Source organism: Streptomyces chlorus (assembly GCF_042655885.1).
Lineage (GTDB): Bacteria > Actinomycetota > Actinomycetes > Streptomycetales > Streptomycetaceae > Streptomyces > Streptomyces chlorus.
Window position 1 is genome coordinate 101,184 of record NZ_JBHSOA010000015.1, and the last position, 25,767, is coordinate 126,950.

Consider the following 25,767-nt stretch of genomic DNA (forward strand, 5'->3'; position numbering starts at 1 on the left):
GACGGGTGCTGCGCGGAACGCGACCCTCGCTACGGGAGCGGGCTCGTCTCGTCCCTGAGGCCGGCGAGCAGTTCGGCCTGGCCGGCGAGGACACCGGACAGGATGGTGCGTGCCACGCGGAGCAGTTCCGCCACGTGGGGGCTGGTCAGCGAGTAGTGGACGGTCGAGCCCTCCTTGCGGCTGACCACGAGGTTCGCCCGTCGCAACACCGCCAGCTGCTGGGAGAGATGTGCCGGTTCGATGCCCACCTGGGGCAGCATCTCCGCGACCGCGTACTCGCGCTCGCTGAGGAGTTCCAGGACCCGGATACGGGCGGGATGCCCCAGGGTCTTGAAGAACTCGGCCTTCAGCTGGTGCAGCGGCGTGGTCATCGTGCCGTTCCCCTTCCCGGCGCCGGTCCGGCCCAGGGCCCCGGTCCATCGCCTCTCCTGTACGTCGTCGGCACCCGACCTCGACGTTTGCCGACATTAGCAACTTCGTACATTCCTGTGGTCCGGTGGTCGTGCCCTCGGGGATCACAGGGTGGTCCGGGCGCTCTTGCCGCGGCCATCGCCGCGGACCACCGCCGTGCCACCCGGGCCGCGGGCCGGTCCGACGACGGTGGTCGGGCGCCCGATGAGCGGCTCCGGACCGACCGCGGGGCGGTGTTCGCCGCTCCCCTGCTCGGCCCGGACCTGCTCGGCGGGTTCGAGCGCGAGAGGGACTGCGGACGGCTCGGTGGGGAGGGTGAACACGTGACGGTGGGGCAGCCCGCCGGTCTCGTCGGTGCTCCCCGCACGACGGGCTTCACCTGTACCGCGGAGGGGTGGGGCCGCGTACGGGTCACGGTGCCTCCCGGACGGGCAGGGGTGCCGGCCGCGGGGCCCGGGCCGCAGGCAGGACGCCGGTGAGTCGCAGGTACTCGCGGGCCGCACCGATCGCCTCGGGAGTCGTGGCGTACTCCCGGCCGTCGTGCCGCAGCAGGTCGAGGGCCCCGACGGAGTCGAGGACCTGACGATGGCCGGGACGGATGCCGGAGACCATGACGGCGATGCCGCGCCGCCTCAGCTTCGCCACCGCGTCCTTGAGCACGAGAGCGCCGGTGGCGTCGACGACGCTCACGTGCGACAGGCGCAGGATGACGACCCGCACATCGGCGAGTTCGGTCAGTTCCAGCAGGAAGCGGTGGGCGGCGGCGAAGAACAGCGGGCCGTCGATGCGGTAGGCGACGATGTGTTCGGCCAGCAGCTTGTGCTCCTCCTCGGTGTGGTCGCCCCGGTCGAGCGCCAGCGGTGCGAGCCGCGCCTGCCGGGCGACGGCGCGCAGCGCGAGGAGAGCCGCGACGGCCAGGCCGATGATCACGGCGAGGACGAGATCGAGGACGAGGGTGGCGACGGCCGTCAGGACGAGGATCAGCGCGTCGGAGCGGGTGGCACGGGTCATTGCGCGCAGCGAGCCGACCTCGACCATCCGGACCGCGGTGGCCAGCAGGACGCCCGCCAGAGCGGCGAGCGGGATCTTGGACACCAGCGGGGCTGCCGCGAAGACGATCGCGGCGAGGACCGCGGCGTGGGCGAGTGAGGCCAGCCGTGAGGTGGCTCCGGTGCGGACGTTGACCGCGGTGCGGGCGATCGCGCCGGTCGCGGGGACGCCACCGAACAGCGGCGCGGCCAGGTTCGCCACGCCCTGTCCGAACAGTTCGCGATCCGCGTCGTGCCGTTGTCCGACGGTCATGCCGTCGGCGACGGAGGCGGACAGCAGCGACTCCAGTGCGGCCAGCGCCGCCACGGCCACGGCGGGCGCGACCAGTTCGGAGAGGGCGCCGGTGTCGACGAAGGCGAACGAGGGGGCGGGCAGGCCGGAGGGCAGTTCGCCGATGGGCCGCACCCCGTCCAGTCCGCCGATCTGTACCACGAGTGTGGCCGCGATCACGGCGAGGATGGAGAAGGGCACGGTGGGCTTCCAGCGTGCTCCGAGCAGCATCACGGCGGCCACCGAGAGCGCCAGTGCGACGGCGGTCCAGTCGGGGGTGCGGGCGAACTCCTCGAACGCCCGCCAGGCCACCACCAGGACCCGTTCCCCCTCGGATGCGGGTACGCCGAGGGCGTTCGGGATCTGCTGCAGTCCGATCACGCACGCGATACCGAGTGTGAAGCCCTCCACCACGGGCGCGGGCACGTACCGCATGCTGCCGCCGGCCCGTAGCAGCGCCAGCGCCACCAGGATCGCGCCTGCCATCAGCCCGACGGTGAGCACGCCCGACGGGCCGTGGTCGGCGACGATGGGCACCAGTACCACCGTCATCGCGCCGGTCGGTCCGGAGACTTGGAGGTTGGAGCCGCCGAACACGGCAGCCAGCGCGCCGGCGATCACAGCGGTGGCCAGCCCGGCCTCCGCGCCGAGTCCGGAGGAGACTCCGAAGCCGAGCGCGAGGGGCAGGGCGACGACGGCGACGGTCAGACCGGCGAGCAGGTCCCGGCGCGGGTTGCGGCGCATCTGGCCGAGGTCGTCCCGGTCGGGCAGCAGTGACGTGATGCGGGACCGGGCTCCGGCGAGCAACAGCGGTATTGACACAACCCCTCGACTTCCCGGCGGCCACGACGCCCCGTCGCGCAGTGGCGGCGCGAGCCCCGGTGGCCCGCGACAGCGGACATGCGCTCAATCATGTACGCAATTGCTAAATTTTGCAATTGCGCAAATCATGCGGGTAGTGCGCGGCAGGGAAAGCAGCACCCGGCCGCCTCGCACGGTCCGGCCGGCAGCTGGCCGGCAACCGCCCGGCAGCCGGTCGTCAGCCCGTCGGTAGCCGGTCCGTCAGCCGGTCAGCCGCTCATCCGCCTTCGCCACGACGGTTCGACCTGCCGCCACTCGGCCTCCCACTCCTCCGAGCGCCGTTGCCGTATCCGGAACCGGACGAGCCATCCGCCGAGCACGACCATTCCCCCGGTGGCGGCGGCGACCGTGAGGCCGGCCATGACCGTCTGGAACCGTGCGTCCGCCCCACCGGGCGGCTCGGAGACGAGGCGCCCCGCGCCATCCGTCCACACGATGACCACACTGCCCGCCTTGTCCCCGGGATCGGCCTCGGCCCGGCCCGTGCGACTGGTGCCGTCGGGGGCCCTCCACCGCGCCTTCACCCATGCGCGGCCGTCCCCGCTGCCGTCCTCGGTCACCGGCGAGGGCAGCGCATCGGCCGCGTCCTCGACCAGTACGGCGGGGGCGGTACGGGACGCGGCGCGGCGCTCCGCGAGGGACCGGTCCACCGTCCCCGCGACCACCAGGCCGGTGACCGCCCCGGCGAACAGAGTGAGGACGAGGGTGGCGAGCAGCAGCCAGGCCTCGATCACATCACTGCGACGACGCAGCGGGTTGCTCCGCCAGCGCCACAACCACACCCTGCGGGGCCGCGCACTACACGTCCTCCCCATGGGATGTCACCTCCTCGCGCGCCACCTCTCCAGGGTCCGTCACCCGGCCGCCCGACGCATGGGCCGAACGGTCCCGTCCGGAGTTCGGAACGGCTCGGAGCACGGTGGCTGCCGGGTCGCCCCGTGACGCCGGGCCGTCAGGCCGCGGGCGACGGGCGTGCCACGCGCAAGCAGTACGCGCACGCAGAACGTACGCGGAGCACGCCATCGTCACCGGTCTCGTACGCAGTACTGCACTTGGCGCCCGTTCGTGTCACCAAAGCGCGAAAGCGGGTCACCGATGACATCGCACCGGGCGCCACGGGCAAGACCTGAGGCTCTGCGGCAGCTTCACCCCACGACGAAGGAGATCACCGCATGGTCCACAGACATGGCCGGCCCGCACGACGGGTGGCCCTGGCCGCGCTCGGCGCGCTCGCCCTCGCAGCCCTCCCCTCCACCGTGTCGGCCGAGCCGGACCCGACGGCGGGAACCCCGTCCGGCGCAGCCCGGACCCTCGGCGCCGACCGCCCGTCGGCGGCGATGCTCGAAGCACTCCGGCGTGACCTGGGCCTGACCTCGCCGCAGGCGTCCGCGCGGCTGGCCAACGAGGCGGAAGCGGGTACCCGCGCGGGTGTCCTGCGCAATGCCCTGGGCGACCGGTTCGCCGGCGCCTGGGTGCGCGGGGCGGCCTCCGAGGAACTCAGCGTCGCGACCACCGACTCCCAGGATGTGGCGGCCATCGAGGCCCAGGGCGCCAAGGCCGTCGTCGTCACCCGCGCGCTGGCCGGCCTCCGGGGCACCAAGGAGGAGCTGGACGCGGCGGCCGCCACCCGCGACACCGCCGGTACCCCGCTGTGGTACGTGGACGTACCGGCGAACCGGCTCGTGGTGCAGGCGCGGACGATGTCGGCCGGTGCCGCCTTCGTCAAGGCCGCCGGGGTCGACGACCAGGATGTGACCATCCTCGTGTCCACGGTCCGGCCGCGGCTGCTGCAGGACATCACCGGCGGCGACGCCTATTACATCAATGACACCGCCCGCTGTTCGGTCGGCTTCTCCGTGACCAAGGACGCGCGGCAGGGCTTCGCCACCGCCGGTCACTGCGGCAACCGGGGTGACACGACCACCGGTTTTGATCAGACCGCACAGGGCACCTTCCAGGACTCCGTCTTCCCCGGCAGGGACATGGCGTGGGTGGGCACCAACGACACGTGGACGGCCACGCCGGACGTCAAGGCGCAGGACGGCCAGGAGGTGCAGGTCACCGGCTCGGTGGAGGCGCTCGTCGGGGCGTCGGTGTGCCGGTCCGGCTCGACCACCGGATGGCACTGCGGGACCATCCAGCAGCACGACGCCAGCGTCAGCTACGCCGAGGGCACGGTCGACGGAGTGACCCGGACCACGGTCTGCGCCGAGCCCGGCGACTCCGGCGGACCCTACGTCGCGGGCTCCCAGGCGCAGGGCGTCACCTCCGGCGGCTCCGGTGACTGCACGCGCGGCGGGACCACGTTCTACCAGCCGGTCAACCCGATCCTCGCCGACTTCGGCCTGACCCTGACCACCGAACTCGCGCAGACCGCGACACCGGACCCGCAGGACGGCGCCGAGGACGGGTGGGCCGTCGGCCGCGTCTACCCGGCCGGGGCCACGGTGACCCGCGACGGGGTTCGCTACCAGTGCCTGCAGACGCACCAGGCCCAGAGCACGTGGGCGCCCGCCGGCACGCCGGCCCTGTGGCAGCGCCTCTGACGCCCTGCTCCGCGTCGCCCGCCGGCGGCCTCACCAGAACCGGGTGGTGAGGGCGGGCCGGTTCACCGCCTGGGCGGCGTCGCGCAGGCTCAGGGCGACGCTGATGGTGGCGCGCAGCGCCGACGGCCGTACCGTCTGGGCCGTTTCGGTGGCCAGGACGAGCAGACAGGCGGCGGCCTGTTCCACCACGGCGACGGGGAAGGTGTAGTCGCTGTCGGCCGCCGCGCGGAACGCCTTCAACGGGATTCCGGCCCCGTCGACGGTCCGCTTGGCGGCCTGCTCCAGGTGCTGTGCGGCCTGGTCGCACACGGAGGCGGGCAGGGTGAGGGTGCTGGAGAACGATGCACTGGTCATAACCCGAGTCGTCCCCCGGCACCAGCCTGTTCGATCGGTGGGCGGGGCGTTTTCACCGTCCCGCGTGACGAGTTGGGGGCGAATGTCGGGGCGCGGAGGGGGCGCACCAGGGACGGTCGCCCTGTCTGTCCGGTGGATCGTGCCGGGGGCACGGGGGCCGGCACGCACTCCCCCAAGCTCTTCGAGCAGGGCCCCCAGCGGCGTTGGCGTCACTCGCCGACGGCCCACGGGAGGTCACGTCCTCGGTGACGGCAGGCGGGAACACGCCGGCATGCACCAGCACATTCCGTCACTGGTGCACGCCGTACCGCCTGATCCGGGTGATCCGGGTGATGCTCAGCGGTTCACCACGTGCCGTTCGTCGGGGACGCAGTGGGTCATGGTGAGTCCCCGCACGTCGCGCGGCGGGTTGTCGCCCAGGTTGGCGAGCCGCTTGCGGTCGTCGTCGGTGAGGTCCTGGTCCGCGAGGGGCTTCAGACGGGCGACGTCCTTGGGAGCGATGCCGAGACCGTCGCCGACCCTGCGGCCGAGGTCGTTCTCGACGAGCAGGAAGTGCCACACCATGCGCTCCTGCACCGCCCGGTGGCACTGGGAGATGAGGTCGACGAAGTTCTTCACCAGGTCGTCGCGCTCCCAGTCCTCGAGGAGCAGATAGCGCTGTCCCGCCTGCTGGTAGTCGTTGGCTCGGGGGATGCGCTTGCGGGTGAGCCGGCCCCGGATCTCCGGTCCCTGCTCGTCGTGCGAGGGCTCCAGGGCCTCGCGCAGGCCGCCGGTGATCGACGGTTCGTAGTTGACCCCGGGGTTCTCCCCTGCTGCGCCCACGTGGTAGGTCATCTGGCCGTCACACTGGTTGGTGTGTACGTCGGCGGCCTTGGCCTGGTTGACGGGGAGCTGGAGGTAGTTCGGGCCTACGCGATGGCGCTGGGTGTCGCTGTAGGAGAAGGTCCGGCCGACGAGCATCTTGTCGTCGGAGAAGTCCAGGCCGTCGACGAGGACACCGGTGCCGAAGGAGATCTGATCGTTGTGGGCGAAGTAGTTCTCCGGCATCCGGTCGAGCACCATCCGGCCGACCGGCTTCGGCGGGAAGTCCTGCTCCGGCCAGGTCTTGGTGTCGTCGAGCGGGTCGAAGTCGAGTTCCGGGTGGTCGTGGTCGTCCATCATCTGGACGAGCAGTTCCCATTCGGGGTGTTCGCCGCGCCCCACCGCCTCGTAGAGGTCCTTGGTGGCGTGGCCGAGGGAGTCGGCCTGGACGTTCGCGGCGTCCTCCTCGGTCATGGAGCGGACGCCCAGTTTCGGCATCCAGTGGTACTTGACCAGTTTGGTCTCACCCTCGGCGTTGACCCACTTGTACGTGTTCACGCCGAAGCCCTGCATGTGCCGGTAGTCGGCGGGGATCCCCCGCGGACTGAACAGGTTGACGAGCATGTGCATGCACTCGGGCGTCTGCGACATGAAGTCGAAGATGCGCCGCGGCTGCTGCTCGAAGGTGACCGGGTCGGGCTTGAGGGAGTGGATCACGTCGGGGAACTTGATCGCGTCCCGGATGAAGAAGACACCGAGGTTGTTGCCGACGAGGTCCCAGTTGCCTTCCTCGGTATAGAACTTCACGGCGAAGCCGCGGGGGTCGCGGGCGGCTTCGGAGGAGTCGCGTCCACCGATGACAGTGGAGAAGCGGACGGCCAGGTCCGTGCGCTTGCCGCGCTCCTGGAACAGCTTGGCCCGGGTGTAGCGGCTGATCGGCTCGTCGCCCCAGGTCCCGTACGCCTCGAAGTGGCCGAACGCGGTCACCCCTCGGGCGTGCACGACCCGCTCGGGGATGCGCTCCCGGTCGAAGTGGCTGATCTTCTCCAGGAACTGGTAGTTCTCCAGCGTGGCGGGCCCCCGGGCACCGACCGTGCGCTGGTTCTGGTTGTCGTGGACCGGATGACCCTGCCGGTTGGTGAGTACCTTGCGGTCGTCGCCCGGAGCAGGACCCCGGCTCGAAACGTCCGTCATGTCTGTGGACTCCTTCGGCTGCTCATGACTGGTGGCGGGCCGGGGCACGGTGGCGCGCGGCCGCGGGCCGGTCGCTTTCGACGGCGCGGGGGCTCCGGTGTCCCGGCAACCCCGTGTCCCTGTCCCGGTGTCCCCGGTGTCCCCGGTGTCCCCGGTGTCCCGGTGTCCCGGTGTCCCGGTGTCCCGGGAACCGCGTGGTCACTCACGCGTCGGTGGCCCGCTCACTGAATGTCCGCCGCCCGACGGCCGGGCCCGCGCTCCTCGCGCACGTCCCGCCGGGGGCTTGCGTACGAGGGCCATGCTGCCGTGCATCACGGAGACCGGCGACTCGGAGCGGCGGCGGCCCGCTGCGCCCGCCGTACGGGCGTGAGCGAGCGCTCCCTGCGCTCCTACGAGCAGGAGGGCCTGCTGTCGGCGCAGCGGACGCCCGGCGGGCACCGGGAGTACACCTCGGCGGCGGTGGGCCGGGGCGGCGGATCCAGGAGCTGTACGCGGCGGGGCTGTGCAGCTCGAAGATCGCCGAGCTGCTGCCCTGCATGCGGGACAGCGGCGGAGGGCCGTCCGAAACGGCGGACGCTCTCCTGGTGAGCGAGCTGACGGCGGAGCGGGACCGTATCGATCGCATGATCGAGGACCTGCGACGCTCCCGCACGCTCCTGGCCCCTGTCATCGCGGCGGCGGCGCGGACCGCTCCGCCGCGGACCGCTTCATCGCGGACGGCGGAGCCGATCCGGCAGACACCGTAGGCGTACGCGGCGCGCGGGAGCGCGACCGGTCCCCCGTTCCGGTCGTGCTCCCGCGGCACGACGAACCTATGTGAATGGCGACGTGGTTGTGTATAGCACCGGTGCCCGCTGCGACGGCCACGGGACTCAGCCGTGCACAACTGAGTCCGTTACGACCCGTTTCACCCCGCGCGAGCCGGCCGGGACAGGGGCAGCGGACCGTCGTTCACCCTGGTGGGGACGTGGGCACCGGGCCCGCGAACACCGGTGTCTCCAGGTCCCCCAGGGCCAAATGGGCGAGCACGACCTCGTACAGGTCGGTGCCGGCGGCCAGCAGTTGGCGCTCCAGGACCGGCTCGGCGCTGCGTACGTGCTCACGCACGGTCTGCGCGTGGACGCCCAGGAGCTGCGCGGCCCGCTCGGCGTTGCCGCCGGCGGCGATCCAGGTGCGCAGCGTGCGGCGCAGGGGGCGGGCGTCCTGGTCCAGGCGTTCCAGCAGTTCCCCCGCCCAGGCGCGCACGGCGGGCCCGGACACCAGGTGGGCGAGTCCGGGGACGGACGCCTCGAAGGCGCTGCCCGCCTGGCCGTCCTGGAGGTTGAACTGGGTGTGCAGCGCCAGGTGCACGACGGCACGGGCGGTGAGGTCGTCGAAGTCGGCGCCCAGCATGTTCTCGACGCGTTCCATGCGGGCACGCACCGTGTTGCGGCTCACGCCGAGGATCTTGGCCGTGTTGACGGCGGTGAACTCCAGGCCGAGACGGGTGGTGGCGAGGAGCTCGGCACGGGTGTGGTGCGGCACGGCGTCCAGGGGGCGCAGCAGCCGGGCGGTCCGGCCACGCAACGCCGCCGGGTCCATCAGCCGCTCGGGATGGGTGCGTTCGGCGTACACCGCCGTCTTGTCCGGGCGGAAGCGCGCCACGGCGAGGGCGCTGACGGCCTGCCCGTACGCGGTGGCGGTCCGGGCGAGGCTCTGCCGGACGCTGCCGCCGAGGAAGGTGTCCGGATACCGTTCGACCAGGGACTTCAGATCGCCGGCGGTCGCCTCGCGAGGGCTGACGACGATCACGTGCCCGTCCATCGCCGGGCACCGCACGACCAGCGCCTCCTCCTCCGTGCTCTCCAGGGCCTCCTCGGCGAGGCGGTCACGGCGGGCGGGCTCGGACTCGACGACGTAGACGCACGCGGTGTCGGCCTCGAGCAGACCCGGCCAGAGCCCCGCGGCCACCCGGCGGGCCGCGACGGTGTCCTCGACCATGAGCAGTTGGAGGATCGCCAGTCGCAGGTCGGCGCTGGCCCGACGCAGCCGCTGCCCGGCCACGGTGGTCTCACCGGCGGTCAGCAGCAGCTCGATCACCTGGGCGGTGTGCGTGACGACGTCGGCGCTGTGCCGGTCGAAGGGCGTGTCCCGGGAGACTGCCAGCGCCCAGGTCCGGGAGGGATGCCCGACCTGCACCAGGCGCAGGTACCGCTCGCCGTCCTCCCAGGCGGCGGAGGCGATCCGACCGGAAGTGACATCGGCGACGAGGTTCTCGTCCAGCACCGGCCCGGTTCCGGCGACGAGCGTGCCGGTGTCGTCCCGGAGCGCCACCGACCCGTGCACGGTGCCGGCGAGCCAGTCGACGACCCTGCGGACATCGCGGCCCGCCGGCCGCAGGTGCTCCAGCAGTTCCTGCGCCCACCCGGGCTGTTCACCGGCCGCCGCCGGCCGCGGGATTCCGTCCTTACGGGCTGCCACCTCGGCCTTCCCCTCGTGTGCCGGGCCTCTTCGGCCCGGCACCGGACGTTACCCCACGGATGCGGCCGGCTCATGCAGGGCGGACGGGGTGAAGGGGAAGCTCTGCACGATCTCGGCACACCGCTGACACACCCCCGGCACATGGACGGCCCACGGCCGGGGCACGGGCGGGTACGGGACCGGGGCACGGGCGGCCCCGGCCGGGCGTGCGCGGCCCTGCCGTGCGGGCGGCATAAGCTCGGTGAATGGCGAAGTACTTCGACGTGCACCCCGACAATCCCCAGCCGCGCACCATCTCCCAGGTCGCCGCGAGCATCCGCGACGACGCCCTGATCGCGTACCCCACGGACTCCTGTTACGCGCTCGGCTGCCGGCTCGGCAGCCGGGAGGGCATCGACCGGATCCGTACCATCCGCAAGCTGGACGACCGGCACCACTTCACTCTGGTGTGCCGGGACTTCGCTCAGCTCGGCCAGTTCGTACGGATCGACAACGACGTGTTCCGCGCGGTCAAGGCGTCCACGCCGGGCAGCTACACCTTCATCCTGCCCGCGACGAAGGAGGTGCCGCGCATGCTCCAGCATCCGAAGAAGAAAACCGTCGGCGTGCGCATCCCCGACCACGTCGTCACCCAGGCGCTGCTCGCGGAGCTGGGCGAGCCCCTGTTGTCCAGCACCCTGCTGCTGCCCGGCGAGGACGAGCCGATGACCCAGGGCTGGGAGATCAAGGACAGGCTCGACCACGAGGTGGACGCGGTGCTCGACTCCGGGGACTGCGGCACCGAGCCGACCACGGTGATCGACTTCTCGGGCGGCGAGGCCGAAATCGTACGGCGGGGTGCGGGCGACACCTCGCGGTTCGAGTAACGGCGACGCGGTGAACTGCCCCGATACGGGCCGCCGGGATCCGCGGAAGCGGTGACGAACGTGCCGGGGCGGGCGCGGGATGTCCCAAAGGAGTGCCCCTTGCGCCGTGTTGAACCGGCTAAGGCCGAAGTGCCGGGCCCGGGGCATGTCACGATGGGGCATGATCCGTCCCCGCTCGCCGCGGGGACGGGTCCCCGTCCGACATCCCGCAGAGAGGCGCCCGCCGGCCATGACCGCCGTACAGGGAAGCACCGTTGACATCACCACCGAGGACGGCACCGCCGACGCGTATCTGACGCATCCCGCCGATGGGAGTCCCCGGCCGGCGGTCCTGTTCTACATGGACGCCTTCGGGCTGCGGCCGCGGCTGCGGGCGATGGCCGACCGGCTGGCGGAGGCCGGGTACACGGTCCTGGTGCCGAACGTGTTCTACCGCCATGGGCGCAGTCCGGTGGTCGAACTGCCCGAGTTCATCGACCCGGTGGCGCGGCCGGAGATCTTCCGGCGTATCGGGCCGATCCTGCAGGAGCTGACCCCGGAACTCGCCATGCGCGATGCCGGCGCCTATCTGCGGTGGCTGGCCGGCCATCCCGCGGCGGCCGACGGCCCGGTGGCGGTGACCGGCTACTGCATGGGCGCGGTGCTCTCCCTCCACACGGCGGGCACCTACCCGGACCGGGTGGCGGCCGCCGCCGGATTCCACGGGGCCCGGCTGGCGCCGGACGCGCCGGACAGCCCGCATCTGCTGGCCGACAGGATCACCGCGGAGCTGTACTTCGGTCACGCCGACCAGGATCCGTCGATGCCCGAGGAGCAGATCGAGCGGTTGGAGCAGGCGTTGACCGCGGCCGGGGTCCGGCACCGCTGCGAGGTGTACACCGGGGCCCGCCACGGTTACACGCAGGCGGACACCGCCGCCTATGACAAGGAGGCGGACGAGCGTCACTGGGCCGCGCTGCTGGACCTGCTGAACCGCACCTTCTGACGAACCTGCCGAGCCTCGCCCACCGAGAGCCCTGTTGAGAAGCGCCGACCGAGCGACGCCGTCAACGCCTGACCGGGCAAATCCAGTTCAGGCATGCCGCTGCCCATACCCGCGCTCCGACCGTCCTCGGCAGCGTTGTTGCGGTGCTCCGATGTCAGACTCTTCACGCGACACGGCCGAGGGCGCCGGCTGGGGCACCGGGCAACAGGGCGAGCAACGGCGGCTGTTGCCGCCCGAGGCCAAGAAGATCTCCTGGTTCGACCCGCGCATGCTGTGGGCCGCCCGCAACGGGGTTCTGGCCTCCTGGCTCGGGGATCCGACGGGCCGCACCCGCAGCCGGTGGGTGGCCCAGCGTGCGGCGGCCGGCGCACCCGCCGACAAGGTGATCCGGCACGACGGTCCGGACCGGTTCTCCTTCCTCGTCATCGGCGACACCGGCGAGGGCGGCGAGCCCCAGTACGCCGTCGTACCGGGGCTGTTGAAGGAGGGCCGGGACACCTCCTTCACCGTGCCGGCCACCGAGGCGACGGCCGTGATCGCCGAACGCCTCGGCATCGGTCCCACCCGCGTGCCGAGCACGCCGGCCCGGGTCACCCGGCGCGTGCGGCTGGTCGCCGGGCTGCCCGGGACCGGCCGCCGGCCCGACCGGGGCAAGCGGTTCAGGCTGCCCGTGCGCAAGGTCCACACGCAGTTGTTCTCGCCCGGTTCGGCCACCTGCACGCCGCCGTTCTTCAAGTGCTTCCTGCGGCTGGACGTGGGCCCGGACGCGATCCGGCTGCGCTGCCACGCCGCCACCGGCAACCTCGCGCAGGAGGTCGCCCCGCCGGTCGAGGACGAGGTGACCATCCCGCTGACGTGACCGGCCCCCGGCGCGAGGTTGCCGAGCGTGGCCGGTCGGGCGGGCGGGCGGTCACCAGCGTCCGGGGGCGGTCCCGATGATCGGCTCCGAGGGGCGGCCGTCGGTGCCGACCGGTACCTCACCGGCGAGCATCACCCGGTGCATGATCCGCGGGTGGTCGAGGTGGCCGGTGTCGCCCGGGGCGAGGTGGATGGTGGCACGGTTGTCCCAGAACGCCACGCTCCCCGGCTCCCACCGGAAACGCACCGTGTACTCGGGCCGGGTCGCCTGCTCCAGCAGCATCTCCAGGATCGCCCGGCTCTCCGGCCGGGACAGCCCGGTGATCTGCTCGACGTAGTAGCCGTTGACGAACAGCACCCGCTCCCCCGTCTCCGGATGGACCCGCACCAGGGGATGCTCGGAGGCTGTCTGGTGGTCCAGCAGATGCCGCACATAGGCGTCGTCGCCGGACCGGGGCCGGTAGCCGACCCCCAGCCGGTGCTCGGCGCGCAGCCGGTCGGCGAACTCCCGTACCGGGGCGGACAGCCCGGCGTAGGCGGCGGCCAGGTTCGACCAGGTGGTGTCGCCGCCGTAGGGCGGGACGGTCTGGGCGCGCAGGATCGTCGCGGCGGGCGGGTCGATCCGGGCGCCGTGGTCGCAGTGCCAGCCGCGCAGCAGGGTGTGACGGCGGCGCCGCAGCCATTCGTCGTGCTCCATCCCGAACCGTCCGCCGAGCTCCAGCCGGTCGGCGGTCGTCTCGATCTCCGGGAAGCCGGGCGGCGACGCCTTGCCCCGCCGGGGCAGGACGACCGGCTCGCCGAACCGCCGGGCCAGTGCCACATGCCCGGCGTGGTCCAGTCGCTGCCCGCGGAAGAACACCACCTTCCAGCGCAGCACCGCCGCCCGGATGGCGGCGATCACGGCGTCGCGGGGCTCGTCGGCGAGGTCGACACCCGTGATCTCGGCGCCGATGTGCCCGGCGACCGGACGCACCTCTACGCCCGTACCCGTGCCGGGACCCGTCCCCTCGCGCGGCTCCCCGCCCGTGTGCTGCCCGACGCTCTTCGTGCTGTCCATGTCGCTCCCGCCCGTCGTCATGTGTGCCCCCTCCATCGGTCCGTCCCCGGCCGGCGCCGGTTCGGATGCGTCCGTGTCGTCCGTCCGGCCCGCCTGTCAGGTTGATCATTGGCCGCCCGGTCGGTGAGGCTGGAGAGAGACGACACTGTCAACGGGAAGGTCCCCTCGTGATCAGCATCCCGAACCACACGCTCAATGACGGCACGACGATCCCCGCCCTCGGTCTCGGCACCTGGCCGATGGACGACGCGCAGGCCGAGCAGTCCGTGGCCGCGGCCCTGGAGACGGGGTACCGCCTCGTCGACACGGCGACGAACTACCGCAACGAGACCGGTGTGGGCCGTGCCGTGGCCCGTGCCGGCGTCCCACGCGAGGAGGTCGTCGTGACGACGAAACTCCCCGGCCGCCATCACGGCTACGAAAAGACCCTCGCCTCCTTCGAGGAGTCCCGCGCGCGTCTCGGCCTGGAGTACGTCGACCTGTATCTGATCCACTGGCCACTCCCCCGGGTCGGCAGGTACGTCGACTCCTGGAAGGCCATGATCAAGTTGCGCGAGGACGGTCTCGTACGGTCGATCGGCGTCTCCAACTTCACGCCCGCCCACATCGAGCGGCTGGAGGAGGAGACCGGGGTGCTGCCCTCGGTCAACCAGGTCGAGCTGCACCCGTTCTTCCCCCAGGAGGAGCTGCGCTCCCACCACGCGGACAAGGGCGTGCTCGTCGAGAGCTGGAGCCCGCTGGGCCGGGGTTCGCAGCTCCTGGACGACCTTGCCGTGGCCGCCGTCGCCGAGGCCCACGGGGTCACCCCGGCCCAGGCGGTGCTGCGCTGGCACATTCAGCTCGGGGCGCTGCCCGTGCCCAAGTCGGCCGATCCCGAGCGGCAGCGCGCCAACCTCGATGTCTTCGGCTTCACGCTGGACGACGCCCAGATGCACACCATCGCGGACCGGGCCCACCGGCGGATCGGCGGGGACCCGGAGGTGCACGAGGAGTTCTGACCACCGCCCCCTGACGGGCCCATGGCCCATGGCCGCACACGTGGTCCAGCCGTCGGCCGTGCGCCCGTCAGGTGCGGGTCACGCCCGGTGGTCGCGGAGTGCGGCGAGCGCGCGGTCGGCGTGCACGTTCATCCGCAGTTCGCTGCGCACGACCTCGAGGACGGTGCGCTCCTGCCCGATGACGAAGGTGACGCGCTTGGTCGGCGCCAGGGAGATGCCCCGTTTCACCCCGAACCGCTCGCGGACGGCGCCGTCGGCGTCGGAGAGCAGGGGCATGCCGAGCGAGTGCCGTCCGGCGAACTCCGCCTGCCGTTCGACGGCGTCACCGCTGATGCCCACCGGCCGTGCGCCGGCCGCGGCGTACTCGGCGGCCAGGTCACGGAAGTGGCAGGCCTGCGCGGTGCAGCCGGCGGTCAGCGCGGCCGGATAGAAGAACAGCACCACGGGCCCCTCGGCGAGCAGCTCCGACAGCCTGCGGACGGTGCCCGTCTCGTCCGGCAGCGCGAAGTCCTCGACCGTGTCGCCCTTCTCCGGGCTCCCGCTCACGACGCGCTCTCCGCACCCTTGGCGACTCCCCGCGCCCACAGCACCAGCGGCAGTTGCAGGGGCAGCCGCCCCCAGGCGGCGGCCTGTTGCGGCACGGGGCGGCGGCGCCAGTCCACAGCCATCTTCACGTTGGCGGGGAAGACCCCGACGAAGAAGGCGGCCGTGGCCAGTGCGGCGACCCTGCGAGTCTGCGGCAGCGCCACTCCGGCGGCCGGCGCGAGTTCGGCGGCGCCGCCGGCGTAGGTCCAGGCCCGGGGCGAGCCCGGCAGGGAGCGCGGCACGATGTGGTCGAACCGGCGCGGGGCGGTGAAGTGGGCGGTGCCTGCGGCGGCCAGCAGCAGGGGTGAGCGATCGGACCGTGACACGGTTCCTCCTCCGGTGACCTGCCCCGCGACATTACCGGACGGTAAGTACGGGGGCCACCGGGCCGGGAGCGTGTCAGGCGGCTCCGGCCGGAGTGGCTCCGCGCGGTTCCGCTTGCTCTTCGGCGGCGTGGGCGAGGAAGTCGTCGACCATGCGGTGGAAGAGCGTGGCGAGCTGCCGCAGTTCCGCCGGGGACCATTCGGAGAGAGCCACCTGCATGGCCTGCGCCCCGGCCTCCCGGATGCGGGTGATGGCCTCCCGGCCCGTCTCGGTGAGTTCGACGCGGTGGGCACGGCGGTCGTCGGGGTCCGGGACCCGGGTGACGTGGCCGGACTTCTGCAGTTGCTGCACGGTGCGGGTGACGTGCGACGCCTCGACGCCCAGGCGGGCGGCCAGCTCGCCCGGCCGCAGCGGTTCGGTGTCGGCCGCCTGCCGCAGCAGCGCGACGGCCGCACGGTCCAGGGGGACGCCCGCCAGGGCCATCAGTCGTTCGTGCTGGCGGGCGCGGGAGCCCAGATAGGTGATGCGCATGAGCGCACGCTCTATCTCGGTCACTTCCGGTGAGGCGGGGACGTCGGGAACCGAGGATGCGCGCATGCGCCCACTTTACCATCTCATTGCGTAACTCAATCAATCCGCGAGGGCGCGGACCGTACCGCTCCGCCCGCCGGTGGGCGCCGTTCAGGCGAAACCGCGGGCCACGGGCACGCGCGGGCGTCCGTCTCCCGCCCGTGCCCCTGCCGCTGATGGCGCGGGCGCGCACCGGGTGGTGCCGCTGCCGGTCGGCGAGGTGCGCCACAACGCCCGCGCCCGACGCGGCATTCCGGACAACGTGGAGTGATCCGGCAGCGGCTCCACGAGTGTTGGGCAGCGCTTCACCCTCGGTACGCCCATGACTCTTGGCATGGACGTGCCCAACCGGGATGCTGAACGCCCTTGCCCCCCACAGCCGTTGGGCTGCGCCCGCATCCCGAGGAGGACGCAGTGTCGTCGAGTACCTTCCGAACGCACCGCAGGAGATGGCTGACCGGTCTCGCCGGCGCCTTCGCCTTCGTCATCGCCTTCCCCGCCACCGCCTTCGCCGCACCGCCGCCGGCCCTGCCGGCCAACGCCGACGCTCTCGACCGGACGTTCCAGCCCGCCTACGACTACGACACCGACGGGTGCTACCCCACCCCCGCGATCGGCCCGGACGGCGCGATCAACCCCGGACTCAACCCGACGGGCGCCCTCAACGGCAACTGCCGTGACGCCCCGGATCTGGACAGCACCAACGGCTACTCGCGTTCGAAGTGCAACAACGGCTGGTGCGCCATCGTCTACGCCCTGTACTTCGAGAAGGACCAGGCACTTCCGGGCGTCAGCCTCGGCGGCCACCGCCACGACTGGGAGCACGTCGTGGTGTGGGTGCAGAACGACACGGCCCAGTACGTCTCGACCTCCAACCACGGCTCGTTCTCGATCCACGCGAGGTCGGCGGTCCGCTTCGACGGGACGCACCCGAAGATCGTGTACCACAAGGACGGCATCAGCACGCACTGCTTCCGGCTCGCGAGCGCGGGCGACGAACCGCCGGAGAACCACAAGGGCACCTGGCAGTACCCGGCGCTGGTCGGCTGGAACGGCTATCCCGCCGGGCTGCGCGACAAGCTCGTCCAGCACAACTTCGGCAGTGCGAACTTCGGCCTCAAGGACGGGAGTTTCGCCTCCCATCTCGCCGCGGCGAAGCCGTCGGGCATCCCGTTCGACCCGAACGCCTGACCTGGGAACCCTTCCGGGTTTGAACATCCGACGGCCCGTCACCGGGAGCCCGGACGAATCCACCGTCCGGGCTCCCGGAGCGGCCCGCCCTGCTCGGGCGCTCGAGCCCAAGGGTCTATCGTGTCGCCATGTCCGTCCCCGAACTGATCCGTGTCGTCTCCCGCGACTCGCCCATGGCGCTCGCCCAAGTGGAGCGTGTCCGGGCCGAGTTGGCCGACGCTCTGCCCGGTGTGCGCACCGAGGTCGTCCCTGTGCGGACCACCGGCGACAAGTGGCTGGGAGACCTGTCGCAGGTGGAGGGCAAGGGCGCGTTCACCAAGGAGGTGGACGCCGCGCTGCTGGCCGGCGAGGCGGATCTCGCGGTGCACTGCGTCAAGGACGTCCCCGCCGACCGACCGCTCCCCGCGGGCACCGTGTTCGCGGCGTTCCTGAAGCGGGACGACGTCCGCGACGCCCTCGTGCACCTGGACGGACTCACCCTGGACGAGCTGCCGGCCGGGACCCGGATCGGCACCTCCTCGGTGCGCCGCGTCGCCCAGCTGGCCGCCGCCCACCCGCACCTCGAGTGCGTCCCCTTCCGAGGCAACGCCAACCGGCGACTGGCGAAGCTCGCGGCCGGTGAGGCCGACGCGCTGCTGCTCGCGGTCTCCGGTCTGGAGCGCATCGGCCGCCGCGACGTGATCAGCGAGGTCCTCTCCCCCGAGACGATGATGCCGCCCATCGGCGCGGGCATCCTCGCGCTCCAGTGCCGTGAGGACGACACGGATCTCATCGACGCGGTCAGTGCCCTCGGCCATCCGGACACGCATCGGGAGGCCACCGCCGAGCGGATGTTCCTGCATGTGCTGCAGGGACACTGCAACAGCCCGATCGCCGGATACGCGCGGGTCGACCGGAGCGGCGAACTGTCACTGCGGGCCTGTGTCTTCACCCCGGACGGCAAGGTACGGCTGAACGCCCACGAGTGGGCCGGCCGGCTGGATCCGGCGACGCTCGGCACCTCGGTCGCGGTCGCCCTGCTGCGTCAGGGCGCCCGCGAGATCATCGACGGGATCCCGCACTGACGCCGGTTCAGGCGGTGCCCTCCTCGGCCTGCTCCTGGAGGAACACGCCGATCTGATGCGCGAGGCCTTCCCGGACCCCGCCCGACGGGGTCACGGCGGGCCCCTCGTGCGCGCCGATACCGCCCGACCACAGGCGGCGGCCGGTCCACTCCTCGTCGACCCGCAACTGCACCTGGACGTCGACATGGCTCAGGGACGCCTCGGGGCCGGCCGCGTAGAGCACGGCGGTGGCGCGGCGCAGCGGATAGACGTCGAATCCCTCGATGAACTGCGAGTTGCGCCAGTCGAGGAACGCACTCTCCCCGTCGGGGCCGATCCGTACGTCGACCTGACCGTCCTCGAGATGAATTCCGACGTTCCGCTCGCCGCGGTTCTCGACGGTCACGCGGACGCTGAAGTACGTCAGCCCTTGGGCTGCGTCGTCCCGTCCCCGGGGCGGTTCGCCCGATTCCAGACGGTGGACGCGGACCCGCAGACCGACATGTCCGTCGTACTCCTGCCAGTCCCCGACCACGTTCGGCTCGTACACGGTGCACCTCTCGACTTCTGTCGCTGTTTCCTATACGTGGGCTCGGCACACTGTCAAATGAGCGGAATGCGCCACGGTCAGGTACTTCGTCCCCGACGGCCGCCGATCAAGCGCTGCGCTGGCACAATCCGCCGGGCCCGCCGCCCGGCCCGCGCGGCGGCGTGCCGCACATCACGTCGCCCACGGTGATCACCGCACCCCGCCCGGCCCGGCGATCAGCGGGCCGGGCCGGACGCGCCCCGCGCCGCCGGTCCTCGGCGCGCCGCGACCGGCACAACGGGCCCCGCGGCCTCCGGAATTTCACGCACTGAATTCCTCCGATTTCACAGCGTGTGATTCCCGCAATTCCCGGTACGTTCCCCGCACCGAATTCGGGAAACCGTTTCACCACAGCGGCACGGGGAATGAGTGATTCAGTGCTTCGGACCGGAGGCACGACCGTGGGAACCGGCTCGCCGCCCCCGGGTCCCCTCCGTGTGATCCGAGTCCGCGCTCCCACGGTGCCCGCCCACCCGGCACCTGCTCAGGGAGGTGCGCGTCATGCGTATCGCCGGCAGCACCACGAAGCCGCATCCTCACCACGACGCCCCGGACACCGCGCAGGACTTCGTCCGCCTCACCCGACTGCCGGAAGGCCCCGAGCGCAAGGCGCTGCGGGACGACCTCGTCCGTTCCTGGCTGCCGATGGCCGAGCGGATCGCCGTGCGCTTCCGCGGGCGCGGCGAGGCGCTGGAGGACCTGTACCAGGTGGCGGCCCTGGGCCTGGTCAAGGCCGTCGACCACTACGACCCGTCGCGCGGCACCGCCTTCGAGGCGTACGCCGTGCCGACCGTCACCGGGGAGATCAAGCGCCACTTCCGTGACCACATGTGGACCCTGCACGTACCCCGCCGGGTCCAGGACCTGCGCAACCGGGTGCGGCACGCCGCCAAGGAGCTGGCGCAGACCACTTCCGGCCGGGCCCCGACGACCGCCGAGATCGCCGCGTACGCGCAGCTGACCGAGGACGAGGTGCGCACCGGCACGGAGGCCCTGGAGTGCTTCTCCGCGCTGTCGCTGGAGGCGGAGATGCCGGGCACGGACGGCTACGCGCTCGGGGACTCGCTCGGTGGCCCGGACCCCGCGTACGACACGGTCGTCGACCGGGTGGCGGTCCGGCCCTGCCTCGAGGCGCTTCCGGAGCGCGAGCGGCTCATCCTCTATCTGCGGTTCTTCCGGGGCATGACGCAGAGCAGTATCGCCGAGCTGCTCGGCATCTCGCAGATGCATGTGTCCCGCCTGCTCAGCAATTGCTTCGCACAGGTACGCGAGGAGCTGCGGGCAGAGGCCGGCTGAACCGGTCCGCCCGGTGGCCCGTCACAGTCCGGCCACCGTGTCCCGGGCGCAGGGTGGACCAGCGGGACGGGCCGGGGCGGCCGGACCGGCCGGACCGGTGGCATCCGGACCGCCCGGGACACCGAGCCGGTCCAGGGCCTTCTTCAGCTCCGCCCGGATCCCCGGCGGCAGTACACCGGTGCGTCCCGAGGCCACGATCGTCCCGGCGACGTCGCGGAGCTTGACGTTGGTGTGCTGGGAGACCTCCCTCAGCACCGTCCACCCCTGGTCGGGCGACACCCGCCCGAGGACGACGACCACGCCGATCGCCTGGTCCACCACCGCGTGCGAGACGACCGCCTCCTTCAGCTGCTGCACCTCTTCCTCCAGCTGAAGGATCCGGTCCGTTTCCCCGTCCGTGGGCATGGTCACCTCCGGGTCCGGTGCGCCGCTCCCGTGCCGCCCGTACCCGTGTTCGGGCGCCTTCAGCGGGTGTCCGGCTCCTCCATCGTCGTCACTCGTCCCGTCCTGTGCCACCGGGCGTATCCATGGCCCCTGCCGCACCGGTCCGGTACCACCATCGGGGTACTCGGCAGGCGCCCGGAGCCGTACAGGCCGGACACTGGAAGTCCACGGGTCACTGCCAGGCCGACGAGATCAGCGATCAGGACGCGACTGTGATGAACCACGACATGCCCTCCCCCTCCGGCGCGACGGACGTCTTCTCGACGCACCCCGTGTACGGGACGCCCTGCTGGGTGAGTCTGACCAGCCGCGATCTCGAGACGACCGAGGAGTTCTACGGAGCCGTGCTGGGCTGGCGGTGGCGCCCGGCCCGGCTGGGCGAGCGGTTCCGGGTCGCCCTGGCGGACGGCATGCCGGTGGCGGGCGTCGCCGCGGTCGCCGACATGTGGCGGATGGCCGTGGCCTGGACCCCGTACTTCGCCGCGCGCAGTGCGGACGAGGCGGTGTCACGGGTGCAGGAACGCGGCGGCACTCTGGCGGTCGGCCCGATCTCCCTGCCCCCGGGGCGCGCGGCGCTGCTGGCCGACCGGGACGGCGCGACCTTCGGGGTGTGGGAGGGCGAGCTGTCCACCGACTGGCTCAGCTGGCAGCGGTCCCAGCCCTCCTTCGTCAGGCTGCACACCCGGGACGCCTTCGACGCCGCCATCTTCTACGGCGAGGTCTTCGACTGGGGTGTGACGGAGGCGGGCCGCACGGAGGTCGTCTACGAGGGCGACGAGGTGGTGCTGCGCGGGGACGGGCACGTACTCGCCTGCATCCAGTCGGGAGCGCTGGGATCGGCGCCCGATCCGACGATCCGGCCGCACTGGCAGGTGCACTTCACCGTGCCGGACGTCGACGCCTGCGTCCGCGCGGCCGAGCGGCACGGCGGCAGTGTGGTGACCCTGCGCGACGACGAGGCCGTGCTGCGCGACCCCGAGGGCGCCCTGTTCACGGTGACCTCGCGCCGGGGCCGCTGACCCCGGCCGGGCGCCCGCGGTCCTCCCGGACACGCCTCCCCGGGAGGACCGCGGTCCCTCACTCCGCGGTGTGCGACGGCCGGGACAGCAGCACCAGGCTGCGCGAGCCCACGGTCAGCCTGGTGTCCGCCTTGTACTCCGACTCGTCGGGGGCGCCGTCCGGGTCGGCGGTGTCGATCAGCGCCGTCCAGCGCTCGCCGTAGGCGGCGTCCGGAAGGCGAAAGTCCACCGGCTCCCAGTGACTGTTGAGCAGCAGCAGGAAGGAGTCGTCGACCAGGCGCCGGCCGCGCGGGTCCGGTTCGGCGATGGCGTCGCCGTTGAGGAAGACACCGATGCTGTGCGCGTCCGAGCGCCGCCAGTCGACGTCGGACATCTCCTCGGCGTTCGGCAGCAGCCACACCAGGTCGGGCAGGCCCCGGCCCGCGCGGGACGCCGGCCCGCCGTGGAAGAAGCGGCGGCGCCGCAGTACGGGATGGGCGATCCGCAGCGAGATGACACGCCGGGTGAAGTCCAGCAGGGCACACTGCTCCTCGGTCAGCTTCCAGTCTATCCAGGAGATCTCGTTGTCCTGGCAGTAGGCGTTGTTGTTGCCGCGCTGGCTGCGGCCCACTTCGTCGCCGTGCGAAAGCATCGGGATGCCCTGCGAAAGAAGAAGCGTGGCAAGGAAGTTGCGCTGGCGGCGGGCCCGCAGTTCGAGCACGGCCGGGTCGTCGGTGTCGCCCTCCGCGCCGCTGTTCCAGGACCGGTTGTGGCTCTCGCCGTCCCGGTTGCCCTCGCCGTTGGCGGTGTTGTGCTTGTCGTTGCAGGAGACGAGGTCACGCAGGGTGAAGCCGTCGTGCGCGGTGACGAAGTTGACGCTGGCGCGGGGTCGTCGCCTGCTGTGCGCGTACAGGTCGGAGGAGCCGGTGAGGCGGGAGGCGAACTCGCCGAGCGTGTGCGGCTCGGTGCGCCAGAAGTCCCTTACGGCGTCCCGGTACTTGCCGTTCCACTCCGACCACAGCTGGGGGAAGTTGCCCACCTGGTAGCCGCCCTCGCCGACGTCCCACGGTTCGGCGATGAGCTTGACGCGGCTGATCACGGGGTCCTGCTGGATGAGGTCGAAGAACGCGGAGAGCCGGTCCACCTCGTGGAACTGCCGGGCCAGGGTGGCCGCGAGGTCGAAGCGGAAGCCGTCGACATGCATCTCGGTGACCCAGTACCGCAGCGAGTCCATGATCAGCTGGAGTACGTAGGGGTGGCGCATCAGGAGGCTGTTGCCGGTGCCGGTGGTGTCGTAGTAGTGCGACCAGTCGCCGTCCACCAGCCGGTAGTACGCGGAGTTGTCGATGCCGCGGAAGGAGAGGGTGGGGCCCTTCTCGTTGCCCTCGGCGGTGTGGTTGTAGACGACGTCCAGGATCACCTCGAGCCCCGCCGCGTGCAGGGTCCGGACCATTGTCTTGAACTCGGTGACCTGCTGTCCGCGGGTGCCGTGGGCGGCGTAGGCGTTGTGCGGGGCGAAGTAGCCGATGGTGTTGTAGCCCCAGTAGTTGGCCAGGCCGCGGCTCTGCAGTACGCCGTCCTGGACGAACTGGTGCACCGGCATCAGCTCCACCGCGGTGACGCCCAGCGAGGTCAGGTGATCGACCACCGCCGGGTGCGCGAGTCCGGCGTAGGTGCCGCGCAGTTCGGCGGGGACCTCGGGGTGGGTGCGGGTCATACCCTTGACGTGGGCCTCGTAGATCACCGTGTCGGCGTACGGCCGGCCGGGGCCGGCGTCGTCGCCCCAGTCGAACGCCGGGTCGGTCACCACGCCCAGCATGGTGTGTCCGGCGCTGTCGGCCGGATCGGGGCCGTCGGGCCGGCGCTCGTAGAGCGAGGGGTGGTTGTCGATCTGCCCGTCGACGGCCGTGGCGTACGGGTCGAGAAGCAGCTTGGCCGGGTTGCAGCGGTGCCCGGCGGCCGGTGCCCACGGCCCGTGCACTCGGTAGCCGTAGCGCTGGCCGGGGCCGATGCCGGGCAGGTAGCCGTGCCACACGAAGCCGTCGGCCTCGGTCAGCGGGACGGTGGTGTGGCGGCCGGAGTCGTCCACCAGGACGAGTTCGACGCCGTCGGCGACCTCGCTGAACAGTGCGAAGTTGGTGCCCTCGCCGTCATGGACCGCACCCAGCGGATAGGGGCGCCCGCTCCACGCGGGCGCCCCTTGTCCGGTCTTCCTCCGGGTCACCGGGCTGCCTCCAGGAGGCCGGCGGGGGTACGCACCAGGCCGGCCAGTTGGGCGACGGTGACCACGCGGGGCAGGGGCAGGCCCTCGCTCAGCCTCGGGTCCGGCACGGTCGGCACGAGCGGGACGCGTTCGTCGGCGCGGGCCCGCTGCGAGAACCAGATGACCTTGCTGCCGGTCGCGGTGGCACAGCAGCCCCAGCCGTCGCTGCTGGCGGCGATGTGTTCCAGGCAGCCGCGCAGTTCCTGGTCGGGGCGCAGAGCGCGGTCGTGGTCCCCGATGGCGGTGATGAGGTGCTGGCCGTTCCACCACATCTCGATCGACGTGTTCTTGTCGGTGGCGTGCTCGTCGATGGCGCGCAGCAGCATCTCGGTGCCGCGGCAGACGGGCTCCACCAGGTTCTCCAGGTCCCAGTGCCGGAGGTGGGCGGCCAGAATGCGGCTGACCTGCTCCACGCGCTCCGGGCTGACTTCCACGTCGAGGTGGTAGTAGCAGGGCGCTGCGGTCTTCATCGTCGTTGGCTCCTCACCGCGAAGCTCCCGATTTCCCCTCGCCCCTGCGGGACGAGCCCCGAACACGAAACGTGAGCGGTTGGCGCTTCTGAGTCACCATCAGCGTGACCGGGTTGGTCCATCCGTGCAACACGAGCGTCCGGCCGGGGTGACCGTTGCGCCGGATGGGCGCAGTTCGTACCGACCTCGGACGCCACCCGGCCCGCCGCACCGAACCAAGGTCCAACAGGACGCACAGTTACTGATCATGCACCATGTGTGAAGACCCCTCGACCGCCGTCACGGGACCGTGCCCTCCGCGCGCACGGCCGCCGCCCGACCGCCGGAAGAAACGTCCCCCCACGAGCCACGGAAAGGTGAACGGCGCCATGCTGCTACCTGCCAGAGCCGAAGTCGCCCGGCAATTGCGTCGCTACCGGGCCTGGGAACGCGTGATGCTCGCCGTCCCCACCGACCTCACGGTACGGACGACGTTCGAGGACTCGGGTTACACCCTCTGCGTGCTGATGGGCAAGCGCTGCGCGCGGGAGGCGGCCGACGCGGCCGAACGGTACCTGCGCACCGGTCTCGTCACCTACCTGCAGGAACAGAACGACCGGCCCCGTCCGGCCACCGCTGTCAGGCGGGGCCCGCCGACGGTCGAGCGGCGGTCCCCGGCGGGAAGGTAAAGGACCTTCCCGCCTCAATTTCGTCCCACGACCGGGCGCGGGCCCGGCGTCGAGCACGGCGGAGGTACAGACCCATGAAGGCGACCCGGGCCATCGGCCGTATCCCGGTACGGGATGTCCGGCCGGCCGTCGAATGCGGCAGACGGCCGGCGAAGGCGGTCGTCGGGGAGACGTTCGAGGTGACGGCGACCGTGTTCCGTGAGGGGCATGACGCGGTGACCGCCCATGTCGTCCTGAAGGATCCGAAGGGCCGGCGGGGGCCGTTCACGCCGATGCGGGAGCTGGCGCCCGGCACCGACCGGTGGGGCGCGGAGATCACCCCGGACGCCGTGGGCCGGTGGACCTACCGCGTCGAGGCATGGGGGGACCCGATCGCCACGTGGCGGCGCCACGCGCGGATCAAGGTGCCCGCGGGGATCGACACGGGTCTGGTGCTGGAGGAGGGCGGCGACCTGTTCAAGCGGGCCGCGGTCGGGGTGCCGAAGGGCGACGGCCGCTCCCTCGTGCTCACCGCGGCGAAGACGCTCCGGGACGACTCACTGCCCCCCGCCACCCGGCTGGCGGGGGCGTTGACGCCGGAGGTGGACGCGGTGCTGGCCCGGTATCCGCTGCGGG

At 72.0% G+C, this 25,767-nt stretch carries 25 protein-coding genes and 2 pseudogenes; 12 read left to right on the forward strand and 15 right to left on the reverse strand.

Annotation, left to right across the window (positions count from 1 at the left end; genetic code table 11):
- Positions 1 to 29: 29 nt before the first annotated feature.
- The 4 genes from ACFPZI_RS09535 to ACFPZI_RS09550 form a co-directional block, all read right to left on the reverse strand.
- Positions 30 to 371 carry an ArsR/SmtB family transcription factor gene (locus ACFPZI_RS09535; protein ID WP_381360835.1) on the reverse strand — a complete coding sequence of 114 codons (342 nt, stop codon included), beginning with the start codon at positions 369 to 371 and terminating at the stop codon, positions 30 to 32.
- Between the two features lie 144 nt (positions 372 to 515).
- Positions 516 to 734, reverse strand: a complete 219-nt coding sequence (locus ACFPZI_RS09540; protein ID WP_381360837.1) for a hypothetical protein — start codon at positions 732 to 734, stop codon at positions 516 to 518.
- An 88-nt stretch (positions 735 to 822) separates the two neighbouring features.
- The gene (locus ACFPZI_RS09545; protein WP_381360840.1) at positions 823 to 2,553 is read right to left on the reverse strand and encodes a SulP family inorganic anion transporter; all 1,731 of its coding nucleotides are present in this window, start codon (positions 2,551 to 2,553) and stop codon (positions 823 to 825) included.
- A 248-nt stretch (positions 2,554 to 2,801) separates the two neighbouring features.
- The gene (locus ACFPZI_RS09550) at positions 2,802 to 3,407 is read right to left on the reverse strand and encodes an Rv1733c family protein (RefSeq protein ID WP_381360843.1); all 606 of its coding nucleotides are present in this window, start codon (positions 3,405 to 3,407) and stop codon (positions 2,802 to 2,804) included.
- 357 nt (positions 3,408 to 3,764) lie between these two features.
- Here ACFPZI_RS09550 and ACFPZI_RS09555 point away from each other — a divergent pair, with 357 nt between their 5' ends.
- A complete protein-coding gene (locus ACFPZI_RS09555; RefSeq protein WP_381360846.1) occupies positions 3,765 to 5,138 on the forward strand; it encodes a trypsin-like serine protease in 1,374 nt (457 codons plus the stop codon).
- Positions 5,139 to 5,168: 30 nt separating this feature from the next.
- On the opposite strand, the gene ACFPZI_RS09560 is transcribed toward ACFPZI_RS09555, so the two are convergent.
- Positions 5,169 to 5,492 carry a hypothetical protein gene (locus tag ACFPZI_RS09560; protein ID WP_381360849.1) on the reverse strand — a complete coding sequence of 108 codons (324 nt, stop codon included), beginning with the start codon at positions 5,490 to 5,492 and terminating at the stop codon, positions 5,169 to 5,171.
- Between the two features lie 336 nt (positions 5,493 to 5,828).
- Positions 5,829 to 7,487: a catalase gene (locus tag ACFPZI_RS09565; protein WP_381360851.1), complete on the reverse strand. Its 1,659-nt coding sequence runs from the start codon at positions 7,485 to 7,487 to the stop codon at positions 5,829 to 5,831.
- Between the two features lie 306 nt (positions 7,488 to 7,793).
- Between ACFPZI_RS09565 and ACFPZI_RS09570 the strand changes: the two are divergent.
- Positions 7,794 to 8,233 (forward strand): annotated as a pseudogene (locus ACFPZI_RS09570) (MerR family transcriptional regulator).
- Between the two features lie 205 nt (positions 8,234 to 8,438).
- Here ACFPZI_RS09570 and ACFPZI_RS09575 read toward each other — a convergent pair.
- Complete coding sequence (locus ACFPZI_RS09575) at positions 8,439 to 9,947, reverse strand: helix-turn-helix domain-containing protein (RefSeq protein WP_381360853.1); 1,509 nt, start codon at positions 9,945 to 9,947, stop codon at positions 8,439 to 8,441.
- Positions 9,948 to 10,192: 245 nt separating this feature from the next.
- On the opposite strand from ACFPZI_RS09575, the gene ACFPZI_RS09580 reads away from it, so the two are divergent.
- The 3 genes from ACFPZI_RS09580 to ACFPZI_RS09590 all read left to right on the forward strand — a co-directional run bounded on the left by ACFPZI_RS09580 (position 10,193) and on the right by ACFPZI_RS09590 (position 12,657).
- Entirely contained in the window at positions 10,193 to 10,813 is a 621-nt protein-coding gene (locus ACFPZI_RS09580) for an L-threonylcarbamoyladenylate synthase (protein WP_381360856.1), read from the forward strand.
- Positions 10,814 to 11,042: 229 nt separating this feature from the next.
- Positions 11,043 to 11,798, forward strand: a complete 756-nt coding sequence (locus tag ACFPZI_RS09585; RefSeq protein WP_381360859.1) for a dienelactone hydrolase family protein — start codon at positions 11,043 to 11,045, stop codon at positions 11,796 to 11,798.
- Positions 11,799 to 11,949: 151 nt separating this feature from the next.
- Positions 11,950 to 12,657: a hypothetical protein gene (locus ACFPZI_RS09590; RefSeq protein ID WP_381360862.1), complete on the forward strand. Its 708-nt coding sequence runs from the start codon at positions 11,950 to 11,952 to the stop codon at positions 12,655 to 12,657.
- A gap of 51 nt (positions 12,658 to 12,708) precedes the next feature.
- Here the strand turns inward: ACFPZI_RS09590 and ACFPZI_RS09595 are convergent, their stop codons facing one another.
- A complete protein-coding gene (locus ACFPZI_RS09595; RefSeq protein WP_381360912.1) occupies positions 12,709 to 13,713 on the reverse strand; it encodes a TauD/TfdA dioxygenase family protein in 1,005 nt (334 codons plus the stop codon).
- 167 nt (positions 13,714 to 13,880) lie between these two features.
- Here ACFPZI_RS09595 and ACFPZI_RS09600 point away from each other — a divergent pair, with 167 nt between their 5' ends.
- Positions 13,881 to 14,711, forward strand: a complete 831-nt coding sequence (locus ACFPZI_RS09600) for an aldo/keto reductase (protein ID WP_381360864.1) — start codon at positions 13,881 to 13,883, stop codon at positions 14,709 to 14,711.
- 78 nt (positions 14,712 to 14,789) lie between these two features.
- Here ACFPZI_RS09600 and ACFPZI_RS09605 read toward each other — a convergent pair whose 3' ends face one another.
- The 3 genes from ACFPZI_RS09605 to ACFPZI_RS09615 form a co-directional block, all read right to left on the reverse strand.
- Positions 14,790 to 15,257, reverse strand: a complete 468-nt coding sequence (locus ACFPZI_RS09605) for a peroxiredoxin (protein ID WP_381360867.1) — start codon at positions 15,255 to 15,257, stop codon at positions 14,790 to 14,792.
- Entirely contained in the window at positions 15,254 to 15,622 is a 369-nt protein-coding gene (locus ACFPZI_RS09610; protein ID WP_381360870.1) for a DoxX family protein, read from the reverse strand. Before ACFPZI_RS09610 ends, ACFPZI_RS09605 begins: the two co-directional genes overlap by 4 nt.
- 73 nt (positions 15,623 to 15,695) lie before the next feature.
- Positions 15,696 to 16,217, reverse strand: a complete 522-nt coding sequence (locus ACFPZI_RS09615; protein ID WP_381360873.1) for a MarR family winged helix-turn-helix transcriptional regulator — start codon at positions 16,215 to 16,217, stop codon at positions 15,696 to 15,698.
- 387 nt (positions 16,218 to 16,604) lie between these two features.
- On the opposite strand from ACFPZI_RS09615, the gene ACFPZI_RS09620 reads away from it, so the two are divergent.
- A complete protein-coding gene (locus ACFPZI_RS09620; protein ID WP_381360876.1) occupies positions 16,605 to 17,381 on the forward strand; it encodes an NPP1 family protein in 777 nt (258 codons plus the stop codon).
- Positions 17,382 to 17,509: 128 nt separating this feature from the next.
- Complete coding sequence (hemC, locus tag ACFPZI_RS09625; protein ID WP_381360878.1) at positions 17,510 to 18,445, forward strand: hydroxymethylbilane synthase; 936 nt, start codon at positions 17,510 to 17,512, stop codon at positions 18,443 to 18,445.
- A 7-nt stretch (positions 18,446 to 18,452) separates the two neighbouring features.
- On the opposite strand, the gene ACFPZI_RS09630 is transcribed toward hemC, so the two are convergent.
- A complete protein-coding gene (locus ACFPZI_RS09630; RefSeq protein ID WP_381360880.1) occupies positions 18,453 to 18,974 on the reverse strand; it encodes a hypothetical protein in 522 nt (173 codons plus the stop codon).
- A gap of 540 nt (positions 18,975 to 19,514) precedes the next feature.
- Between ACFPZI_RS09630 and ACFPZI_RS09635 the strand changes: the two genes are divergently transcribed.
- Positions 19,515 to 20,309, forward strand: a complete 795-nt coding sequence (locus tag ACFPZI_RS09635; RefSeq protein WP_381360882.1) for an RNA polymerase sigma factor SigF — start codon at positions 19,515 to 19,517, stop codon at positions 20,307 to 20,309.
- Between the two features lie 105 nt (positions 20,310 to 20,414).
- Here ACFPZI_RS09635 and ACFPZI_RS09640 read toward each other — a convergent pair.
- Positions 20,415 to 20,714 (reverse strand): annotated as a pseudogene (locus ACFPZI_RS09640) (ANTAR domain-containing protein); the annotation flags it as partial.
- A gap of 254 nt (positions 20,715 to 20,968) precedes the next feature.
- Here ACFPZI_RS09640 and ACFPZI_RS09645 point away from each other — a divergent pair.
- Positions 20,969 to 21,772: a VOC family protein gene (locus ACFPZI_RS09645; protein ID WP_381360885.1), complete on the forward strand. Its 804-nt coding sequence runs from the start codon at positions 20,969 to 20,971 to the stop codon at positions 21,770 to 21,772.
- A 58-nt stretch (positions 21,773 to 21,830) separates the two neighbouring features.
- On the opposite strand, the gene glgX is transcribed toward ACFPZI_RS09645, so the two are convergent.
- Both glgX and ACFPZI_RS09655 read right to left on the reverse strand, forming a co-directional pair.
- Positions 21,831 to 23,975: a glycogen debranching protein GlgX gene (gene glgX / locus ACFPZI_RS09650; RefSeq protein ID WP_381360888.1), complete on the reverse strand. Its 2,145-nt coding sequence runs from the start codon at positions 23,973 to 23,975 to the stop codon at positions 21,831 to 21,833.
- Positions 23,972 to 24,484 carry a pep a2 gene (locus ACFPZI_RS09655; protein WP_381360890.1) on the reverse strand — a complete coding sequence of 171 codons (513 nt, stop codon included), beginning with the start codon at positions 24,482 to 24,484 and terminating at the stop codon, positions 23,972 to 23,974. The genes glgX and ACFPZI_RS09655 overlap by 4 nt, the downstream gene beginning before the upstream one ends.
- 368 nt (positions 24,485 to 24,852) lie before the next feature.
- Here ACFPZI_RS09655 and ACFPZI_RS09660 point away from each other — a divergent pair, with 368 nt between their 5' ends.
- Together ACFPZI_RS09660 and ACFPZI_RS09665 are read left to right on the forward strand one after the other, a co-directional pair.
- A complete protein-coding gene (locus ACFPZI_RS09660) occupies positions 24,853 to 25,152 on the forward strand; it encodes a DUF5133 domain-containing protein (RefSeq protein WP_381360893.1) in 300 nt (99 codons plus the stop codon).
- Positions 25,153 to 25,226: 74 nt separating this feature from the next.
- On the forward strand, positions 25,227 to 25,767 hold a 541-nt coding region (locus ACFPZI_RS09665; protein WP_381360896.1), incomplete at its 3' end, for a maltotransferase domain-containing protein.

What these genes read in the sequence shown, in the direction of transcription:
- ACFPZI_RS09655 (WP_381360890.1), bottom strand. Translation starts at nt 24,484, where the DNA reads ATGAAGACCGCAGCGCCCTGCTACTACCACCTCGACGTGGAAGTCAGC.
- ACFPZI_RS09615 (WP_381360873.1), bottom strand. Translation starts at nt 16,217, where the DNA reads ATGCGCGCATCCTCGGTTCCCGACGTCCCCGCCTCACCGGAAGTGACC.
- ACFPZI_RS09595 (WP_381360912.1), bottom strand. Translation starts at nt 13,713, where the DNA reads ATGGACAGCACGAAGAGCGTCGGGCAGCACACGGGCGGGGAGCCGCGC.
- ACFPZI_RS09645 (WP_381360885.1), top strand. Translation starts at nt 20,969, where the DNA reads ATGAACCACGACATGCCCTCCCCCTCCGGCGCGACGGACGTCTTCTCG.
- ACFPZI_RS09580 (WP_381360856.1), top strand. Translation starts at nt 10,193, where the DNA reads ATGGCGAAGTACTTCGACGTGCACCCCGACAATCCCCAGCCGCGCACC.
- ACFPZI_RS09590 (WP_381360862.1), top strand. Translation starts at nt 11,950, where the DNA reads ATGTCAGACTCTTCACGCGACACGGCCGAGGGCGCCGGCTGGGGCACC.
- ACFPZI_RS09635 (WP_381360882.1), top strand. Translation starts at nt 19,515, where the DNA reads ATGCGTATCGCCGGCAGCACCACGAAGCCGCATCCTCACCACGACGCC.
- hemC (WP_381360878.1), top strand. Translation starts at nt 17,510, where the DNA reads ATGTCCGTCCCCGAACTGATCCGTGTCGTCTCCCGCGACTCGCCCATG.
- ACFPZI_RS09555 (WP_381360846.1), top strand. Translation starts at nt 3,765, where the DNA reads ATGGTCCACAGACATGGCCGGCCCGCACGACGGGTGGCCCTGGCCGCG.
- ACFPZI_RS09535 (WP_381360835.1), bottom strand. Translation starts at nt 371, where the DNA reads ATGACCACGCCGCTGCACCAGCTGAAGGCCGAGTTCTTCAAGACCCTG.
- ACFPZI_RS09550 (WP_381360843.1), bottom strand. Translation starts at nt 3,407, where the DNA reads ATGGGGAGGACGTGTAGTGCGCGGCCCCGCAGGGTGTGGTTGTGGCGC.
- ACFPZI_RS09585 (WP_381360859.1), top strand. Translation starts at nt 11,043, where the DNA reads ATGACCGCCGTACAGGGAAGCACCGTTGACATCACCACCGAGGACGGC.
- ACFPZI_RS09565 (WP_381360851.1), bottom strand. Translation starts at nt 7,487, where the DNA reads ATGACGGACGTTTCGAGCCGGGGTCCTGCTCCGGGCGACGACCGCAAG.
- ACFPZI_RS09660 (WP_381360893.1), top strand. Translation starts at nt 24,853, where the DNA reads ATGCTGCTACCTGCCAGAGCCGAAGTCGCCCGGCAATTGCGTCGCTAC.
- ACFPZI_RS09560 (WP_381360849.1), bottom strand. Translation starts at nt 5,492, where the DNA reads ATGACCAGTGCATCGTTCTCCAGCACCCTCACCCTGCCCGCCTCCGTG.